This window comes from Pseudoalteromonas sp. B131b, assembly GCF_037162545.1.
Taxonomy (GTDB): domain Bacteria; phylum Pseudomonadota; class Gammaproteobacteria; order Enterobacterales; family Alteromonadaceae; genus Pseudoalteromonas; species Pseudoalteromonas fuliginea.
This window is the reverse complement of record NZ_JARLUZ010000002.1, coordinates 513,830-535,025: the sequence shown is the minus strand read 5'-3', so window position 1 is coordinate 535,025 and position 21,196 is coordinate 513,830. Positions and strand designations below refer to the sequence as shown.

The window sequence follows — 21,196 nt, the reverse complement described above, 5'->3', positions numbered from 1 at the left end:
GTGTAAACTGCAATTTAACAACAAGCAAAGTAGTAGACGCACTTTAATTAATTAAGTTCAAAAAAGATTCTAGTTTTTTATTAATGACAACATTTGCTGTTCATCAAACTGGGTAAAACTCATTGATTTATCGGTAAATAATGCATCAACTAAAGCTTGCTTATCTTCTTGCATTTTAAATACTTTTTGCTCAATTGAGTTACTCATTATGAGTTTATATACAAACACAGGGTTCGTTTGTCCAATTCTATAAGCGCGATCGGTTGCTTGTTTTTCTACTGCGGGGTTCCACCAAGGGTCAAAATGTATAACGGTATCTGCCTGCGTTAAATTAAGACCTGTGCCGCCGGCCTTTAAACTAATTAAAAATACCGATGTTTTACCGCTAGTAAATTCATCAATTACTTTATCTCGATGGCGAGTTTGTCCTGTAAGTAGACTAAAGTCTATATTTATTTCATCTAGGCGCTTAGCAATTAAGTCGAGTGCCGAAGTAAACTGGCTGAATATAATTACTTTACGACCAAGGCTCAACATCAATGGTAAATGGGTCGTGAGCCATTCTAATTTAGCAGAGCCAGCTTGCGTATCAGGCTCTATTAATTTAGGGTGACAACAAATTTGCCTAAGCTTTAATAATGCTTCTAAAAAGGCTAGTTTACTTTTTTGAACACCTTGCTCTGCAAATAAGTCTATTAACTTTTCTTCAAGAGAGCGTGTAATCCCCTGATACATTTCTTTTTGTTTAGGTTCAAACTCAAACTCTTTTGTTATCTCTGTTTTTTCAGGTAACTCTTGAGCTACTTGCGCTTTAGTACGGCGCAATATAAAAGGCATAATCAACGCTTTTAACTGTTCAGCACGTTCCATGTCAGCTTCACGTTCAATTGGAGTTTGAAAATGTTGCTTAAAATGGGCTTGTGAACCAAGTAATGATGGCATAGCAAAATCGAGTAAAGATTTAAGCTCAAGTAAATTATTTTCGATTGGCGTACCACTTAAACATAACTTAAAATCAGCATTAAGTCGTTTAACTAAGCGCGATACTTGTGCTGTGTCATTCTTAATGTATTGCGCTTCATCGAGAATTATATTTTCGAAATATAATGGCGAGTAATATGCTATATCACGTTTTAACAGCGGATAAGTTGTCAGTATGCATTGCGATTGAGCAAGGTGCTGTAGTGGCTCGTTTCGATGAGAACCAAAAATAGTTGTCACTTTTAAGCCTTTAGCAAACTTAGTTATTTCATTTTCCCAATTACTTACCAAACTTGTCGGACACACGATTAAAGTAGGGCCAGCTTGCGGACGATTATACGCGCTAGTTAAAAAAGCAATCACTTGCAGTGTTTTCCCTAAACCCATATCGTCAGCTAAAATACCACCAAGCTTATGACGTTTTAAAAAGCTTAACCAATCAACGCCCTGTTGTTGGTATTCTCTAAGCTCTACCGACTCATTTAAGCCATGTAAAGATACCTTTGGCATAGCGTGGTCGGTATTATTTAGTTCTTGTAAGTAAAGCTCTAAAGAGTCGTCATGAAGCTCAACATTTATTGCGGTGTGTTTTACAAGCTCAGGCAAGTACGAAAGCGGAATATTAAATTCATCTCTTGTTTTTACAAACTCAAAGCGTTGCTTAAATTCAGTTAGTAAATTAATAGCTGATTTATTGATAACGCCAAATTGACGACCCATTGGATAGTAATGAAATAGCTCACTTTGACGATTTAATGATTGATAAGTTAAATCTTCATTATTAAAAAGTAGCGCAGCTTTTGCACCACTAAGTAATACTTTACAATGCATTTGATGCCCTGCGGCTCTATTCGCATAAAGTGTAACTTCGCTTTGTGGATTAGCAACTGTCATTTTGCTAATCGCTACTTTCCAACCGCGCTCTTTAAAACTTGGAAATACTTCATAGGTAAGCCAATGTAGATGAATAGGGGACTGCTTGGTAAAAACAAACTCACTTTGTAAACCCCTTTACAAAACTCAAAACCTAAATTCACTAATTCATTTTTAACGGTATTTTCAAACGCATTGTTTATTAAGCTAGCAGGCGCTGCACCTGCTAAATAATTCTTGTTTTTATACTTAAATAACAATGAAAGCGTTAAGCCTTGTTCACCCGTAGTTACTTTTAAAACAGCATTACTAGCTGCTTTAGGTAGCGTTGTTTGTGAATTTGTTGGATGTGGTATAACGCCCGCACCAAAATTATCTGCTAACTGCTTATAAATTCGATCGAAGTTAGCACTATGTAAAGCGGGTATTGTTTGCAAATGTGAGATTTCATCAGCGCTTAATGGCGTACGTATACGCCCTATTTTTAAATAATCTAAATCTATGTATGTAGGTGGCGTTGTTTTAATCAGTGCCCAATTTTTGCTTTGCTCCAAATTAATACCCAACTGCGTTAAATCTTTTTCTTGTTTCCAATTAAAGTTCAGCGCTTGGGCACTTTGTGGCTTAATTGCAACACGAGAGCGTTGTAAAAATAATCGTTCTGTAGCAATAAGTTGTTGCAACGCATTAAAACCCCATAAACCTTTGAGTTCAATATTACCTACAGCATTTTGTGAACGGATCCAACTATAAAGTCTAAAATCACTTTCGAGTAAATCATTCGGGGTTATAAAGCTATTAAGTTGCTGATCGGTAAGGTTACGACCTAATGTGTAATTTTGATCTTTATCATAATTAGCTATTTTAGGTGATAAAAATACTTTGTTATTTTCAATATCTAATACAAAGAGTAAAACTTGCGACGGTATTGTTTGCTCGGCGCTTTTGAGTGCGCTTAACTCACTAAACCAATCATTAATAAAGTAATCTTCTCCGTATTCACCAGAGTGCTCTATTTTTAGTTTTAATAAAATTGCTGCTAGGTGACGGCATTTAGTTTTTATATTACACGTACAATGTGTATCAACCGAATAACCAGTTGGTATTTTACTGATCTCTATACGCTGATTGAACGGTGTACCGTTATCACCTTGCACAGTTGAATCAACAACAGAAAAGTTAGAAGTATGCTCTAACCAACTGATTTTTCCGTTTTTGTAATACTCTTTACCTTTGGCTAGCACATTGGGTCGAAACAGCTTATTTATAAAGCGTTCTGAAAGAGGAAACTGAGTAGCCTGCTCATTTTTAATTTCTTCAAAAATAGCCAGTAAATCATTTTTTGATAAGTTAGCAGACATGTCACTCTAAGGATTAGTTTTTAAAAATAATTCTGCCAGTATATGCCTTATGTGCTCTGAGCTAAAGCTATATTAACGCAATATAAACTGGTTGGAGTTGATTGGTTAGTAAAAAATTGGTTTATAACTAAATTTAGAATGGATTTTGTTGAATAAATTGCAAAATGTTGCTGATTCAAAAAATAAAAACAACTTAAACAATAGTTAGAGCGCTTTTAGATCAGAATTTTACTAACACTTTTTAAAACATATGGTGAATAGATAAAAAAGAGGCGAATAGTTAGTAAAAAAATGATCTACGCAATAAAACAGGCTAAATAAGCACATTAACGGCGTGTACAGATCAGATTTATACTAACTAAATAATATTGCAGATCAATATTTAACTAACAAAACAAACTGGATAGATCGCTATTTTACTAACTAATTAAAAGCACTTAATAGCTTTGTAAGTTGCTCTAAGCGCTTGTCTGTCATCACTTTGTTGTTTATTTTTATAGAAACATCGCCACTTTTAAGATTTCGTTGAAGTGAAACAAAATCATTTTCGAGAACAGCTTCGCGTTTTACTGTAGTTTGCGGTTCAGCTGTTAAGCATTTAGTAACAGCCATTGCACGCTTGTCGTCGCTTGTAATCGCGTTAATGTCATTGTTACTTGCTAGCTCTTGAACCAACCGATTAAAGCTCTCAGGATCACGCTCCTTTGCAATAACAAGCTTTTTAGCAACTTCTCTACCAACATGATTAGCCGTAGGATAAAGCGCAATAACCTCAGCTGGTATTTGTTCATAGGCTTTAATTGCATCTGCAATGGCAGTATGCGAAAGACCTTCAAGAGCAGCTATTTCTCGGTAAGATCCTTTTTTACCTTGTTCAATTAATTCATTTTTAGTTTGTTGATAAGCTTGTCCTAACTCCCATAAACTTGGTGCTATGTATTGATCAGATGAAACAGCTAAAATTTTTGCATCTTGTTCAGTAAAGTCACTTGAGCTAAGCACTAAATAATCAGCGTTACCTAGAATACAGGCCATACGACGACGTGAACCTGCAAGCACTAAACTTTTGTCACCTTGATCCCAAAGCAAAGCAGGGTGCTGATTTCGACCATCATCGCTAATTGCAGGAAGAATATCTGATACTGACTTTTCGTTAAGAAGTGCCTGTACGCGACGATTTTTGCCATATACACCAGTGGTAGATTCAATATCAGCATGTGCGATCACTTTACAAACAAGCGTAATTTGACGAGCAGGGTCGCTCGGTGCAGGCATTCTAATTACATCGCCAGCATTCGCTTGTTCTAGTAATGCATCAAGACTACTGCTGCCTACAGCTGTTGCAAATGGATCTAAGCGGGTGTCATTTTTACGTTTTTTAGCCATTTTTATTTAACATCCTTACTTAGGCGTATTTAATTTTGATTGTGTGGATTGCCAATTAGATCGAATTAGCATTTCAAGTTCGTCAACAACATCTTTAATGTTTTCTTGTGCACGCATAAGCGATTCACGACTGGCTAAACTATCAGACGCTTTTTGATCAAAAATAGTATTAAAAGATGAAGAGCTCGCTGTAATTGCAGAACTGTGGTTAATTGGGTAACTCATTACTTGGCGGCCAAATGCACTTCGAACATCTTTAACAATATCGCGTTGTGAATGGTTACCTTTTACATAATTGGTCACAAGAAACTGCATAAAGTCCCAACCTTCATGTCCAAGCGCAGCAACAGTATGATAAATCTCGCCTAACCTTTTTAGATATTTATTGTTTGCATCAAAATCGACAGCTTCAGGATGAACAGGAATAAGCATCGCTGTAGATGCCATTAATGCATTATAAAACATAAAGTTAAGAGTTGGAGCTGTATCAATAAGTAAAATATCAAACTCATCTTGAACCGGCTCGATTACTTTTTCTAATAACTTATGATAATGGCGAGTTTGCTCATAATTTGAAGTATCTTTTAATAAAGTGGCAGTTTCGTGCTCAAAATAAAAGTCATCCATACCTGATGGTAAAACGCGAATATTTGGAATATGCGTAGGTAAAAATGAGTTTGATACAAATTCAGGCCATGTTTCGCCTTCGTCTAGATCTATGCAATCGCGCATTAAATCACCAACAGTAATTGGATCATGTTCGCTAGAGGGGAAGAAGCTAGATGATGAACCTTGTGGATCTAAATCAATAATACCAATGCGATAACGTTTAATATTGGTTGTAGCAAGTGCCGCTGCAATATTAACCATACTGGTTGTTTTACCACAACCGCCTTTGAGGGAGTTTATAACAATAACTTGAAGTTTGTCGTCGCTAGTGCGGTGATCAGGCTTGATATCCATAATATCAGCCATTGCAAAAATATTTACAAGTGTGTAAGCATAATGGCCATTTGCACCGCGTTTTATGTTTAAATCATCAAAATCACCATTATCATGGCGTCTTTTTAAGGTACGATTATTACAACCTAGTAAATCGGCTGCTGCTTTTTGGGTGTATGTTCTTAACTCTTTTTCTTCGGATTTAAGATGAGCGCGATAATGTTGAATACGTCCTTCTAGTGACTTTTCTGCAACTTCAGCAGTCGCTTTTAAAAGTCGATAGGTATTTAGCGCATTATTGTTGATAGACATACTTTCCTTCCTCAAAGTTAGGCAGTAAGTATAATGTCCATTCAATTTGCTGTAAACAACTATTTATGGCGACATGCATTTTAAAAAGAAGACATCTAATAATATTTTTACATCATTAATATTGCTTAGTATAAATAAAGAAGTTTAAAGGTGGTTAAATATATAAGGTAATAAAGGTTAAGGGTGTATAATTAGCATATAACTTGATGATAAATATGAATAATATTAAAAAAAGCAGATCACCTTTATACTTGGTTAAGATCAGATCTTTATTAACACTCAGATCAGCTTTTTACTAAGGACTAATTGAGATATATAGTTATGCACAGCTTACTCATTAAGTTATGAACAAAAACACCTCTTGAGATCCGATTTTTACTAAGTAAATTATAAAGTTATGCACGGGTCTACTAGATAAAAGGGGCATTGAATTAGTATAGATCTGATCTGTAGTAAGTACAGATCAGATCTATTCTAACTCGATATTGCTTTATCCACAGGAGAATTACTTAAAAGCGTAATTTGTCGTGTTTAATTTAATAAAATATCAATTACACTGGACAAAATAATAGCTGAGTTAGTAAAAAAGAGATTTATAACTCACTTGTTAGTATAATAATGATCTGAAAACACCAAAAATTGACAACAGTTAGTATAAAAGTGATCTGAATGTTTTATTTAAAGTCAGATCACTTTTATACTAACTTAAACATTTAACTTTTCTTGTTTTATGTGTTGTTATTAACTGTCGCAATAAAAATGGAAATAAGAACAATGAGCCGAAAGGTCAACATCTCGGTAGATAACTTGCCTGATACACTAAGAGGCCAAATTCACGGGGTGGAAAGTGCAATTGATAACGAGAGTTTAGCACTATTTACAGATAATAAAGATGTTCGCATTTCTATTGAAAATGCTGCTCATGGATTACGTGCTTATTCAAATACGTTTAATCACTATGATTTATGGGGACGCTTTGTTCGTTCTGGCCATAAGAAATTGCCGCTTGAAGAAGCACCGAAAAAAACAATCATTACACGTAAAATATCAGAAAAAGTGGACGGTATTTTATACGATGGCGAAATAAAAATAACACCTGCTGTTGTGAGTACTCGTAAAGATGGCGAAGACGTAGAATATTTGGTTTGGCCATCAGATAGAGAAGAAAAAGTAGAGCGAGCCTTAATTCGTTTGGCTTCAAAAGGTAAAATAGTAAAAATTAATTTTAAGTCCGGTATTCAATATGCCGTGGTATTTTCTATGAACGAGTTAGCGCAAGAACTCAAAGCGGTAGGGCAATCAATGCCGTATCCTGCAATTAAAGAATCACTTGAAGCATTACAAGGCTCTAAACTTTCGTTTAAATATTCGGCAACAGATACAAAAAACACTGACATTGATGATTCCTTTTACGAATCAAACATGAACTTTTTATCGTCACTACATTTTAGTGGGAAAAAAGGTCAAGGCGGCAATGTTAAATGTGTAGCTTGTTTAAATGCATTTGTTCATAACATGATTGATAACCTTGAATACAAAGGGTATTACTTTAATAGCGCACAAGAATTAAAACGGGGATTATCGCGTTGGATGATGCTTCGTCTGTACCATCTTTGGCGATATGCTGCTCCAGGTAAAACATATCATTTTAGATTGCTTTCTATTATGGAAAAGTACGGTTCTATTTATTCAACTGACAATATTACTGAGAATAAATTAAAAGCATTACGCCGTGATATGACAACAACAATGAAAGATTTGATTGAAAAAGGTGCTATATCAGAATACAGCATTACGAACGTAAAAGATGATAAAACAGGTAATATTATTGATTACACATATGAGATGCATCCATCTGATCAATTTTGTGACGAAATACTGACATTAAATAAGCATAACAAACGTATTGAGATTCAAGGTGGTAAACGCATTGTTGAAAATGCGGTTTTGATAGATGAAGATAAAATTGAAGAGATAGTAGAAAAATAGCAACGAATTTATTTTATTATCCAATAAACTACCTAAAAGGCCACTTAATGTGGCCTTTTTAACATAATCATTTATCTACTTGTTCTAAGTAAAGTCTGTTGACTAAAAAGTCATAATCTCGTTTGCGTGGATGGCTTAATGGTTTTTCATAGTTTTGTAATATGCCAAGTTTTACATCGGGTTCCGGATTAATTAAGATAAATGGCAATGCTGCACTAACGTGATATCTATTTTTTGCCGTGTATCTTACATTTACTTGGGGACTTACGCGAGTAGGGCGGCGTATTCGTAGTTTTTCTTTTTCACCTAAACTAGCAACTCGTGCTTGTTCTTGAGCTACAAGTAATTGCCATTTTTGCTGATCGATCATTCTTGGGTTTCGATAACTGGCCGATTTATCAAGCATCTCTAGTGCCATTTTTTTAGTAAGTGTTTTTGTTGCATGTTTGTGCATCCAGGTAAACCTAACTGAAAATGGGGATTCACTCTCACTATGAATTTTACGATATGCAGCAAGCGTTATTAAATTTGGTATAGCATTGTGAACAGCTTCAAATCGCGCATCGTTGCTATCAATAGCTAAAATACATTCTTTAAATGTAGCTTTAGCTTTATTCACTTGGGCTATACGATTATTTAAAGCGTGTTTATCTGCATTTTTAATAACAAGGAAGCCTGGGTGCCTTTTTAAAACACGACTGCTTAAGCCCGATTTTTTATAAATGTCAGAAAAGGAGTGAAGGATTGCTTTTTGAGCCGGAGCGCCCGATATTTTAGAAACGATTATAGATTCTGGAACTTTACTTTCATCTATACTACTAACATCAGGTAACTGATAGTACTCTGCTTTGGAAAATTCACACTCTTTCAGTTCTTCAATTAACCTTAAAGTTAACTCGTTCATTAAATCAAACTGACTTCTAATTTGTACCTTAGTTACCATTACCCACCTCAAAGAACACATCTTACTAGGTCAATATTATTACATGCATTTTGCTTTGTTTAAATAAATAATCAAATTCACTCAGCGTCACATATATTCATTAATTATATATAGTATGATGTGTTCTTTGTCTAAAGTGAAATCCCTAAACTAAGAATTAAACTTTTACATATTTGACCTTTATTACATCAACCAGTTAATGCGCTTAGTTCTGAATTGGCTGATTAACTAAGAGTAGGGAAGATGAGTTAATCGAACTTATATCGTATTAGTAACACGGTAATGAGACTAAATATAAAAGTTTTTAACTTCAGCATCATTCTAAAAATATCTCTACTATTTGGGTTTTTAATCATGATAAACACTATCGTGTTGGTAGAGAAAACGTAAATTGCGTAACACACCTTTACGTTTTGGCGCTTGTGAATCTAGTTCTTTTGTGAATACTTTACCATGCAAATAAATGATTAACACATCCGCCATATCATACATTAAGGCCTGCACATAGTAGTTGCTAACTATTAATTAAATTTCACTGTAAAGTTAAGGCTACATTACACACCATTTAAGTATGATGTGTTCTTTGCTAAGTTACATATAATAAACCCTTATGCTCTATTTATTCTCAATCCGCTAAAATTGCAATTAGCGCTCTATAATTGTTTGTATTTAAACACTTTAGTTTATTAAAGATAAAACTAAAGTGTATGTTATATAACCACATGGATTAAATAAGATTACTATTATACTTAACTCATAACTAAATAATTGGTAAATAGTGAATTTAGTCCTTGAACATAGGGGCCTGCATACGGTAATTTCTTCTTATCAGGTAATGTAGGAATGAGGAAAGAACATGCAATCGTGGAACCCAAATAGCTGGAGAGAGCTGCCAATACTGCAGCAACCACAGTACCCAGATCAAGAAATACTTAAATCAGTAGAAGGCCAATTAAAGACGGCTCCGCCTTTAGTTTTTGCTGAAGAAACAAGAAGCTTATTTAAACAACTTGAAGATGTGTGCGAAGGCCGTGCATTTTTACTTCAAGGTGGTGACTGTGCAGAGTCGTTTAGCGATTTTAATGCAGCTAACATTCGCGATACATTCAAAACAATTTTACAGATGGCAGTTGTATTAACATACGGCGGTAAATGCCCTGTAGTTAAAATAGCGCGTATGGCTGGTCAATACGCTAAACCTCGTTCAGCAGACTTAGAAACAATTAATGGCGTGTCTTTACCATCTTACCGTGGCGACATCATTAATAATATTGAGTTTACAAAAGAAGCACGTATACCGGATCCACAACGTTTAATGACGGCTTATCATCACAGTGCCGCTACGTTAAACTTATTACGTGCATTTGCACAAGGTGGCCTAGCCGATCTTCACCAGGTTAACCGCTGGAACATGGGCTTTGTTGCTGCAAATCCACTTAAAGAAAAATACCAACAACTTGCAGATAAAATTCAAGACGCACTAGAGTTTATGGAAGTGTGCGGAATTAACTCTACAATTGCGCCAAGCTTAAAAGAAACCGATTTATACACCTCTCATGAAGCTTTACTACTTGGTTACGAAGAGGCGCTTACTCGTCGCGACCATTTATCGGGTGATTGGTACGATTGTTCTGCTCACTTTGTTTGGATTGGTGAACGTACTCGTCAACTAGACCATGCACATATTGAATTTTTTAAAGGCATTAAAAACCCAATTGGTGTTAAAGTTGGCCCAGGTATGGACCCAGATGACCTAATTCGTTTAATTGACGCATTAAACCCAGATAACATTCCTGGTCGTTTAACGCTAATTACGCGTATGGGTGCAGACGTACTGCCAGAAAAACTCCCAGCGCTAGTAAGAAGAGTTCAACAAGAAGGCCGTAAAGTAATTTGGAGCTCAGATCCAATGCACGGCAATACTGAAAAAGCGACATCAGGTTACAAAACGCGTAACTTCGATAATATCATGCGCGAGATCAGTCAATTCTTCGCTGTACACAAAGCTGAAGGTTCATACGCAGGTGGTGTTCACCTAGAAATGACAGGTCAGCACGTAACAGAATGTACAGGCGGTGCTTACGGTTTATCTGACGATGATCTAGCGCAGCGTTACAAAACACAGTGTGATCCACGCCTTAACGCCGACCAAGTATTAGAGTTAGGCTTTTTAGTCGCAGATTTACTAAAAGACGCACGTAAATAATATTTGTTAATACTAAAAAAACCGCTTAATTGCGGTTTTTTTATTTCAAATTTGATGAGTAAGTTAGTACTTACGTCGCTCCAAGTCTGTTTCTATCAGTATTTTTGCAGAAATTTCTTCAACAGAATGATGCGTAGAATTAAAGTAAGCTATTTTGTGACGCTTATACAACATTTCCACTTCGCGCACCTCAATGCGGCACTGTTTAATTGAAGCATACTTAGAGTTAGCCATACGTCGATGCCTTATAGCCGCAAGCCTCTCAGGGTCAATCGTCAGTCCAAATAACTTATGTTTATAAGGGACTAAACATTTAGGCAAACCTTCATTATCTAAATCTTCTTCTGTAATGGGGTAGTTAGCCGCTTTAATGCCGTACTGCAGTGCTAAGTATAAGCTTGTCGGTGTTTTACCACTTCTGCTAACGCCAATTAAAATGATGTCTGCCTCGGAAAAGTTTTTAATATTTCCGCCATCATCATTCATAAGAGCATAGTTAACCGCATCAATTCTAAAATCATAACTTTTTTCGTGGATAGAATGTGTACGATGCATTTTTGGAACAGGAGCTACATTGAGTTCTTTTTCTATTTTTTCGCTATACGTAGTTAAAAAATCATACGTAACTGCATCAGCCGATTTTATAATTTCACTTAAATTGTGATTCACAAAAGTAAAAAACACGAAAGGCTTTTCACCTGTTTTTGCAGCGGTTGCATTAATTAAAGCTTTAATTTCGTGCGCTTTTTCTTCAGTTTCTACAAATGGAATTGTTTTATGATTAAAATCGATAGGAAACAACGACAAAGTCGCATGCCCAAACACCTCTGAAGTAATTGCTGTTCCATCTGATATATAAAAAGCAGTTCTCATAATTAACCTTTTTATTGCGTTTAAATCCCTAAAATAGGTTTCCCACGGTTTACGTGAGGACTGTTGCCAGTGTAGAATGACGACGACCTTTATAAAAGGTTTTCTTTCTTAACTCTCACAGTTAGACCTACAATTTGTTTTTTTGGAGAAAGATCCGTGCAAGAATACGTTCTCTGGTATCAAGAGCTTGGTATGCAAGATGTTCCTCGAGTTGGCGGTAAAAACGCGTCACTTGGTGAAATGATTTCAAACCTCGCAAACGCTGGTGTACAAGTACCGGGTGGTTTTGCAACTACCGCAGATGCTTTTAATGAGTTTCTAGATCAATCAGGACTCACCGCCAAAATTCATGACATCCTAGATACACTTGATGTTGATGATGTAAATACTCTCGCTAAAGTCGGTGCCGATATCCGCCAATGGATAATCGACACACCATTCCAACCACACCTAGATCAAGCCATTCGCGACGCATATAGCCAACTCCATGGTGATACTGCAGCAGATGTTTCATTTGCAGTACGTTCATCAGCTACCGCTGAAGATATGCCTGATGCATCATTCGCAGGCCAACAAGAAACTTTCCTTAACGTTGTCGGTATCGATTCAGTCATGGTCGCTATTAAACACGTATTTGCTTCATTATTTAACGACCGCGCAATCTCATATCGTGTTCACCAAGGTTACGATCACCGTGGTGTTGCGTTATCAGCAGGTATACAGCGCATGGTACGTTCAGATAAATCAGCATCTGGCGTAATGTTTAGTATCGATACTGAATCTGGTTTCGAAGACGTTGTATTTATTACATCAAGCTACGGCTTAGGTGAAATGGTTGTACAGGGCGCGGTTAACCCTGATGAATTTTATGTTCATAAACCAACACTCCTTAAAAACAAACCTTCAGTAGTACGTCGTAATATTGGCTCTAAAGCCATACAAATGATTTACTCAGAAGATAAAGCACATGGTAAGCAAGTAGACATCGTTGATGTTGACCCTGAGCTTTGTAATAAATTTTCGATTACAGATGAAGAAGTGCAAGATCTTGCCAAACAAGCTGTAATCATTGAAAAACATTACGGTCGTCCTATGGACATCGAATGGGCAAAAGACGGAAACGACGGTAAACTATATATAGTTCAAGCACGTCCAGAAACTGTTCGCTCAAACGAAGACTCAAACGTAATGGAACGTTTTCAATTAAATGGCACAAGTAATGTACTTGTTGAAGGCCGTGCAATTGGTCACAAAATTGGTAGCGGTGTTGTACGTGTTCTTGATTCAATCAAAGAAATGGACCAGGTACAAGTAGGCGATATTTTAGTTACCGATATGACCGACCCTGATTGGGAACCAATCATGAAACGTGCAGCGGCGATTGTTACAAATCGTGGTGGCCGTACGTGTCACGCGGCAATCATTGCACGCGAACTTGGTATTCCGGCAGTTGTTGGTTGTGGTAATGCAACTGATTTAATGAAAGCGGGACAAGAAGTAACAGTATCGTGCGCCGAAGGCGATACTGGCTTTATTTACGAAGGTATTTTAGATTTTGAAATACTAACGTCACGCGTTGATAAAATGCCAGAACTACCAATGAAAGTCATGATGAACGTGGGTAACCCCGATCGCGCCTTTGACTTTGCACGCTTACCGCATGCAGGTGTTGGCCTTGCGCGAGTTGAATTTATTATCAACCGTATGATTGGCGTTCACCCTAAAGCGTTATTAAATTTTGATGCGCAAACAGATGCATTAAAAGCAGAAATTACTGACATGATTGCCGGTTACGAATCACCAGTAGAATTTTACATAACAAAACTGGTTGAAGGTATTTCAACGCTTGGTTGTGCTTTTGCACCGGAGCGTGTAATTGTGCGTATGTCTGATTTTAAATCAAACGAATACGCAAACCTAGTTGGTGGCCAGCAATACGAGCCAGAAGAAGAAAACCCAATGATTGGTTTTCGTGGCGCCGCACGTTATATCTCTGAAGACTTCCGCGATTGTTTTGCACTAGAATGTGAAGCTATAAAACGCGTAAGAAACGACATGGATATGGCAAACATTGAAATCATGATCCCATTCGTACGTACCCTTGAAGAAGGTAAACGCGTAATTGAATTACTAGAAGAGCATGGCCTTAAACGTGGTGAAAATGGTCTTAAAGTAATCATGATGTGTGAGCTGCCTTCAAATGCATTACTTGCTGATGAATTTTTAGAAATGTTTGATGGTTTTTCTATCGGCTCTAACGATTTAACACAGTTAACGCTTGGTCTTGACCGTGATTCAGGTTTAATCGCACATTTATTTGATGAGCGTAACCCAGCAATTAAAAAACTACTTTCTATGGCAATTAAAACAGCTAAAGAAAAAGGCAAGTACGTAGGTATTTGTGGTCAAGGTCCTTCAGATCACGAAGACTTTGCAGCATGGTTAGTAGAGCAGGGCATTGACTCTGTTTCACTAAATCCAGATACAGTAATAGAAACATGGTTATACCTAGCTAAAAAATTAGCAAAGTAATAAATATGTAAGCTATAAATAGGTAAGCTATAAAAATGCCAGCAATAAATTGCTGGCATTTTTTTATACCCAATTAAAAGTAAGTTAACGGGCTAATTTTTTATCTAAATAAGCACATGATTTAGTTAACGCCTTTTGACAAAGTGATAAGTAATGTCGCGCTTTAGGATAGTAAAACGAAAAACACAATAAACCCGCCATAAAAAATATAAGCGATGGGCCAGGGACGATCGCAAAAAATAATCCTAGCAAAATAAATAACACGCCACTGATCTGTAATAGTAATTTTTTCATATAACACACCTCATTACTCGTTAATTTGAGTATAATTTAAGCTGCATTAAAATCGACTAAAAGAGTGTTACAAACTGTAAAATCTTCAATTTCTATTCGCCATCACCATGATATAATTAGTCAAATGCCCTAAAATATCGCCGTCATGATAGCAACAATTACACAGCAAGATGCCGCGACAGAACTTGTCGCAAACTACCTAAATACCATTGCAAACCAAGGTTTTACCGGAGATACCGACGCAAGTTATGCAACGCGTATTACCGCTTCAACCGATAACAGTGTGTATCAGCAAATACCGCAAGGTGTTATTTTTCCAAAAAGTGACAAAGATATTCAGCTCGCATTGCAAACAGCATCTCGCGACCCGTTTTTATCATTAACTTTTGGTCCTCGTGGCGGTGGAACAGGCACTAACGGACAATCGTTAACACCTGGTATTGTTATAGATTTGTCTCGCTATATGCGCGAAATCCTCGAAATAAATGTAGAGGAAGGCTGGGTACGCGTTCAAACCGGCGTAATAAAAGATCAACTTAATGACTTTTTAAAACCTTATGGTTTTTTCTTCTCACCCGATTTATCTACCAGTAACAGGGCAACTATTGGTGGCATGATAAGTACTGACGCATCGGGGCAAGGCTCGTTAGTTTACGGCAAAACAAGCGACCACGTTTTAGGGCTAACAACTTATTTAGTCGATGGCACACCTATGTGCACCTCCCCAATAGACATCGACAAAGCACAAATTATAGCGAATCAAGACTCACTAATTGGCAGTTTATATAAAACAGTTTTAGATATATCAGTTAATGAACGCGCAGCTATTTTAGCTAAGTTTCCACGGTTAAATCGCTTTTTAACTGGGTATGACCTAGAGCATGTGCTAAGTGATGACTTACTTACTTTTGACATGAGCCGACTAATCACCGGTTCAGAAGGGTCATTAGGTATAGTAACTGAAGCTAAATTAAACCTAACGCCTATTGCCGAATTCAAAACGCTTATTAATATTAAGTACGATAGTTTTGACTCAGCACTTCGTCATTCACCATTTTTAGTCGATGCACGTGCAACATCGGTAGAAACCGTTGATAGCAAAGTTTTAAACTTAGCGCGCAAAGATATCATTTGGAATTTAGTATCGGATTTAATAACCGACGTACCAAATAAAGATATGCAAGGCCTTAACATGGTCGAGTTTAATGCAGTATCAAACGATGATATAAAAGACAAAGTAGACACGCTTTGTAAGCTTCTAGACGAATGCGTAATAAATCAAACTAATGGCGTTATTGGTTATCAGTTAACCAGTGATAAAAGCGACATACTAAAAATTTACGCAATGCGTAAAAAGTCAGTGGGTTTATTAGGTAATGTAAAAGGCAGCCAAAAACCGCTCGCCTTTGCGGAAGACACCGCTGTACCGCCTGAAAATTTAGCAGATTATATTGTCGAATTTAGAGCATTACTCGACAGTCATAATTTACAGTATGGTATGTTTGGCCATGTTGATGCGGGGGTTTTACATGTACGCCCAGCACTTGATATGTGCGACCCAGAACAAGAAAAACTACTTAGAACTATTTCAGATCAGGTAGTAAAACTAACCGCTAAGTACGGCGGTTTAATGTGGGGCGAGCACGGTAAAGGTTACCGAAGTGAATATAGTCCTGAATTTTTTGGTGAGCATTTATATACGCAACTTCGAAAAATAAAAACAGCTTTCGATCCTAATAATCGTATTAACCCCGGTAAAATATGTACTCCTATCGATAGTGAAGACTCACTAGTTAGTGTGGATGGACAAAAGAGATCACACTTCGATAAGCAAATATCAATAGAAGTTAAAACCAGTTTTAACAATGCAATGACCTGTAATGGTAATGGCATATGCTTTAATTACGATGAAAATTCACCTATGTGTCCATCGTATAAAGTAACTGGCGATCGCCGTAATTCACCAAAAGGACGCGCAAGTTTAATGCGCGAATGGCTTCGTCTACAAGAGTCAAAAAATGTAGATTTGCTCGAAGTAGAAAAGCAACTTAACAAAGGTGAAGTAATCACCTGGTGGGAACGTTTTGTTCATAGCCGCGAAAAACGAAAAGGTATTTACGACTTTTCTCACGAAGTAAAAGCGTCAATGGATGAATGTTTAGCATGTAAGGCATGTACAACAGCATGCCCAATTAAAGTAGATGTACCCACTTTTCGTTCGCGCTTTTTAAATTATTATCATAGTTATTATGCACGTCCGCTAAAAGATTACCTTGTTGGTAACATAGAAAACAGCGCGCCATTAATGGCAAAGTTCGCTAAAGTCATAAATCCAATTGTTAAAACATCATTAGTAAGCAATGTTATTAAAAAAACAGTTGGCTATGTTGATACACCACAGTTAAGTATTCCTGCACTTTCAAAGCGTGTTACTAAAACACAAAAATTTGATTTTGATTTATTAAATAAATTAAATGCAGAGCAACAAAGTGAATATGTATTAATAGTACAAGACCCATTTACGAGCTTTTACGAAGCCGAACTAGTAGAAAGTTTTATTACTTTAATAACCCAACTTGGCAAAAAACCAATGCTATTACCTTTTAAACCAAATGGTAAACCGCAACACGTAAAAGGTTTTTTGCATGAATTTAAAGTTACAGCTAAAAATGCAGCTGAGTTTTTAAATAAATTAAATGATATTAATGCACCGCTAGTCGGTTTAGATGCGTCACTCGTTATGTGCTACCGCGATGAATATAATACAATTTTAGAAAATAACCGTGGTCAATTTAATGTGCAACTTGCCCATGAATGGTTAGAAACACAATCGTTCAAATCACTAAGCGCAAAGCATAATACAGATACCGAATTTACATTACTGAGTCACTGTACTGAAACAACTGCACTGCCAAAAGCGGCAAATGTTTGGCAAACAATTTTCAGTGATATTGGTTTAACATTAAAAACAACAAATACAGGTTGCTGTGGAATGGCGGGAACTTATGGTCACGAAGCACAAAATCAGGATAACTCACGTGCACTTTACGAAATGAGTTGGAAACCAATTGTAGATAAAAATAAACCAGAGCAACTTTTATCTACGGGCTTTTCTTGTCGTAGCCAAGTTAAACGTTTTGAAAAGTTTAAACCAAAACACCCAATTGAATTACTCGCACAGGTACTTAGCTAATAAAAGTTAAAAAAAGGCGTAACTTAAAAATAAGTTACGCCTTTTTTTATTTATACCCATTCGCTTAATTAAATGATCGTTTTTGAGGCTGGAAAAACGCCTTGATACCTCGGCAAAAAATTCACTAATTTTTATAAAAGCTATTTAGATTTTTTAGCGAAACTGTCTGCAATTGGCTTTGTACTTATACCGTGAATAAATACACTAAACAAAATAGTCGTCATTGCTATTGTCGCTATTTGATATTTGTTTTCTATTTGCGTATCAATCACCATCAATGTAAAAACAATTGATGCTAATCCTCTTGGTCCAAACCACGCAAATGTAAAACGCTCTTTAATATTCAATGCCGTAAACTGCAATGACAACATAACAGGAATTATTCTAATCAATGTTGTACTTAACAAAGCGTAAATTATAATTTCAGTATTTAATTTCGGAATAACTAAGTAAGCACAAACAAACCCGAACAAGCACCAAATCATTAGCGATGTAAAATCTGCAATGTGCTCTGAGTCTTCAATTAATTCTGTTCTAACTTCTTCAGTCGAAAATTTATCAAATAATAAACCGGCAATAAACACCGCAATAAATCCACTGCCATGAAAATACTGAGTGACAGAAAAAACAGCCATAGCAAAACCGAGTAATAAAAATGGACTGGTATTTTGTGCAAAGTAATGACGTTTCATTGCAAAGTTTAAACTCGGTATAAAAACAGCGATACTTGTAATAGCTATTAATAAAGCCAAGCCAAGCTCTCGGCCAAACACACTTAATGTTTGTTTTGCGGTAATAGCTGAATCAGGATTTTTAGCGAGTAATATAAATATTAAAAATATGGGCACACATAATCCATCGTTCAAACCACTTTCAGTATTTATCCCTTCACGTATTTTTTCAGGCACTTGTGTACTTGCTAGTAACCCTTTACTTAACGCCGCATCGGTAGGTGTTAAAATAATTGCGAGCAACGCTGCTTGAATAAGTGAAAGCTCAGCAAAGAAAAATAAAGCAACAGCAATACCAAGTAACAAAGTTAAGGGTAGGGCAACAAACAACAGTAAACTAGGATACTGAAAACTATGCCTTAATACACTTAGCTTTGATTTAGCTGCATCTGAAAATAAAAATATACTTAGCGTAAGCTCTATAAATGGTAATAAAAGATCAACGCCTTCTTTTATTTTATCCCCTTCGTTGGGTAGCATTGAAGCTAAACATATTCCGCCAACAACAAAAAACATTGGGCCTGTTACTTCTGTTTTTTCTAACTGGCGAAGTGTTAAAGAATAAATTAAAAATAATCCGCCTATAAATGCTATTACTAAATACTCCATTAAATTTTCCTTTTAAGTCCTGACTTTGCTCGCTCTTTAATATTTGTTTGAATATAAATTTGATCGGTAGTCGCAATTTTAGAATGACCTAAATCTTCTGATAAATGTTTGAGCGGTCTGGTTTGCGCATCATGAGTTGCACCAGTATGACGAAGCCAATGCGCAGTTGCAGCGCCAAGTTGTTCAGCATCATCTTTAAAACCATCATCGAGTAATGATTGCTGTGCATAATCAAAACTTTGTTGAACTAAACGCCTAATTTGCCTTACGGTCATACCACCTTGCCCGCGAATTTTATGAACCAAAGGATCTGACTCATCAACACGGGGAAGGGCAGGTAAACCTCTGTATAGTCTATAACGTTTTAAATATTCAACAAAATCATCGCTTAAGGTTACATCTCGTAATTTATTACCTTTTCCCATTATACGTAAAAACCAAAAACCATCATTATCTTGCCAAAAATGAGACATCACCGGCGACCATTGTGGGCGCTCAGATAATTCTGAAATTCGTAAATAAAGACCTTTTAAGCAGGCAAGCGTAAATAAGTTTCGCTCTAAATCAGGGTTATGTTCGCATAAATCACGCGTTACACCAAAAACGTATTCCCATTGAATATCGCTTAATGTATCAGGAATTTGAATTTGTGATTGAACAACTAAGTACGGACTATTTTTTTAACAACAGGGACAAAGTTAGCAAATGTTTTTTCTTCTAGTAGGGCAAACTTATAAAATACATTTAAGGCAGTAAACATAGACGATAAAGTTTGCTGACTAGCAATGGATTCTTTAAGCATAAAAGGGCGCCAGTTTTGGTTTAATCGACGAATTCCTTGTTCATCTTTATAACGCCATTGCACTGAAGTTGCAGCCCATGCTTTATCGGGTTCGACCATAAAATCAACGTAAGCTTCAATATCTTCACGTTTTAAATCGAATACTGATTTTTCTGCTATTAACCACGACCATAAATAAAAGCGTTCAAGCTCATTTCGAAAACGACTATAAGTGGCTTCTGACTTGCGGCCATAAACATATAAAAACTGATACAAGAATGTCAGATCGGCTTTTGATTCAGTTACAGTCAAGCCAATTTCCTGTATAAAGGATGCAAGTTCTGGGTATTCTGAATTTAGAGTACCGTCATCTAGATGGGCAATTTGATATCTTAATTGTTTTAACGTATCAACCAAAGCAACAAGCATAATTTATAAATATTCAATTAAATAATAGACTTACAGAATAACGTTAAAGTCCGATACTGTCTAGTATTGGACATAGTAAAGGTCTAATTATTTTAATACCGTGATTATTCTATGGTTGTTGGTTGCTATATCTTATTAAGGAAAAATCATGAAAAAACTAATTATACTAAGTGTACTTGCTTTAACTGTTGCGTTAACTGGGTGTGCTACTACAGGTAGTGCATCGCCAAGCGAAAAACGTTCACTTGTACAAAGTATGAAAGCAAACACATTAGATAAATTATACGCTGAAAAACCTGATGTTAAAAAACAAATTGCTAACTCTGCTGGTTATGCTGTATTCGATAACGCGAATGTAAATGTAGTGCTTGCTAGCTTTGGCGGTGGTTACGGTGTTGTTAGAAATAATCTTACAGGTAAATCAACTTACATGAATATGGGTGAAGCCGGTTTAGGACTTGGTTTAGGCGTTAAAGATTTTAACGTTGTAATGGTTTTTCATAACCAAGCTGCACTAAATAGATTTATTGAACATGGTTGGGCTTTTGGCGGAAACGCTGATGCAGCAGCTAAATATGAAGATAAAGGTGGTGCATTGGTTGCCGAAGCGATTGCAGATCAAGTTACTGTATATTCTGTAACCGAAAACGGCCTTGCACTACAAGCTGTATTAAAAGGTACTAAGTTTTGGGTTGATTCAGAGCTTAATTAACCACCAAATTACTCTCCTAAAAGCGAGGTGGTTTGTATAATCACGCTCG

General features: G+C 36.4%; 11 protein-coding genes and 2 pseudogenes. 5 read left to right on the top strand and 8 right to left on the bottom strand.

Annotated elements, in window-relative coordinates; translation table 11 throughout:
- Window positions 1-69: 69 nt before the first annotated feature.
- The 3 genes and pseudogenes from P4S65_RS20340 to P4S65_RS20330 form a co-directional block, all read right to left on the bottom strand.
- Window positions 70-3,215 (bottom strand): annotated as a pseudogene (locus P4S65_RS20340) (DEAD/DEAH box helicase).
- A 423-nt stretch (window positions 3,216-3,638) separates the two neighbouring features.
- Window positions 3,639-4,601, bottom strand: coding sequence for a transcriptional regulator (locus P4S65_RS20335; RefSeq protein ID WP_337121050.1), 963 nt, complete (start codon window positions 4,599-4,601; stop codon window positions 3,639-3,641).
- Between the two features lie 15 nt (window positions 4,602-4,616).
- Window positions 4,617-5,855, bottom strand: a complete 1,239-nt coding sequence (locus tag P4S65_RS20330; protein WP_007378808.1) for an AAA family ATPase — start codon at window positions 5,853-5,855, stop codon at window positions 4,617-4,619.
- 774 nt (window positions 5,856-6,629) lie between these two features.
- Between P4S65_RS20330 and P4S65_RS20325 the strand changes: the two genes are divergently transcribed.
- Window positions 6,630-7,844, top strand: a complete 1,215-nt coding sequence (locus P4S65_RS20325; protein WP_007378807.1) for a hypothetical protein — start codon at window positions 6,630-6,632, stop codon at window positions 7,842-7,844.
- Between the two features lie 67 nt (window positions 7,845-7,911).
- Here P4S65_RS20325 and P4S65_RS20320 read toward each other — a convergent pair whose 3' ends face one another.
- Window positions 7,912-8,787 carry a DNA replication terminus site-binding protein gene (locus tag P4S65_RS20320; protein WP_337121049.1) on the bottom strand — a complete coding sequence of 292 codons (876 nt, stop codon included), beginning with the start codon at window positions 8,785-8,787 and terminating at the stop codon, window positions 7,912-7,914.
- An 856-nt stretch (window positions 8,788-9,643) separates the two neighbouring features.
- Here P4S65_RS20320 and P4S65_RS20315 point away from each other — a divergent pair.
- Entirely contained in the window at window positions 9,644-10,993 is a 1,350-nt protein-coding gene (locus tag P4S65_RS20315) for a class II 3-deoxy-7-phosphoheptulonate synthase (protein ID WP_337121048.1), read from the top strand.
- A 63-nt stretch (window positions 10,994-11,056) separates the two neighbouring features.
- Here the strand turns inward: P4S65_RS20315 and ppsR are convergent, their stop codons facing one another.
- Window positions 11,057-11,866, bottom strand: a complete 810-nt coding sequence (gene ppsR, locus P4S65_RS20310; protein WP_007583184.1) for a posphoenolpyruvate synthetase regulatory kinase/phosphorylase PpsR — start codon at window positions 11,864-11,866, stop codon at window positions 11,057-11,059.
- Between the two features lie 156 nt (window positions 11,867-12,022).
- Here ppsR and ppsA point away from each other — a divergent pair, with 156 nt between their 5' ends.
- Window positions 12,023-14,398: a phosphoenolpyruvate synthase gene (gene ppsA / locus P4S65_RS20305; protein WP_337121047.1), complete on the top strand. Its 2,376-nt coding sequence runs from the start codon at window positions 12,023-12,025 to the stop codon at window positions 14,396-14,398.
- 84 nt (window positions 14,399-14,482) lie between these two features.
- Here ppsA and P4S65_RS20300 read toward each other — a convergent pair whose 3' ends face one another.
- Entirely contained in the window at window positions 14,483-14,692 is a 210-nt protein-coding gene (locus P4S65_RS20300) for a PGPGW domain-containing protein (RefSeq protein ID WP_039488918.1), read from the bottom strand.
- A gap of 145 nt (window positions 14,693-14,837) precedes the next feature.
- Between P4S65_RS20300 and ydiJ the strand changes: the two genes are divergently transcribed.
- Window positions 14,838-17,885 carry a D-2-hydroxyglutarate dehydrogenase YdiJ gene (gene ydiJ / locus P4S65_RS20295; protein WP_337121046.1) on the top strand — a complete coding sequence of 1,016 codons (3,048 nt, stop codon included), beginning with the start codon at window positions 14,838-14,840 and terminating at the stop codon, window positions 17,883-17,885.
- 140 nt (window positions 17,886-18,025) lie between these two features.
- On the opposite strand, the gene P4S65_RS20290 is transcribed toward ydiJ, so the two are convergent.
- Window positions 18,026-19,225: a cation:proton antiporter gene (locus P4S65_RS20290; RefSeq protein WP_008138990.1), complete on the bottom strand. Its 1,200-nt coding sequence runs from the start codon at window positions 19,223-19,225 to the stop codon at window positions 18,026-18,028.
- A pseudogene (locus tag P4S65_RS20285) lies at window positions 19,225-20,435 on the bottom strand (tyrosine-type recombinase/integrase). Before P4S65_RS20285 ends, P4S65_RS20290 begins: the two are co-directional and overlap by 1 nt.
- Window positions 20,436-20,583: 148 nt before the next feature.
- Here P4S65_RS20285 and P4S65_RS20280 point away from each other — a divergent pair.
- On the top strand, window positions 20,584-21,147 hold the full coding sequence (locus P4S65_RS20280; RefSeq protein ID WP_007583197.1) for a YSC84-related protein: 564 nt from the start codon (window positions 20,584-20,586) through the stop codon (window positions 21,145-21,147).
- The last annotated feature ends 49 nt before the right edge of the window (window positions 21,148-21,196 follow it).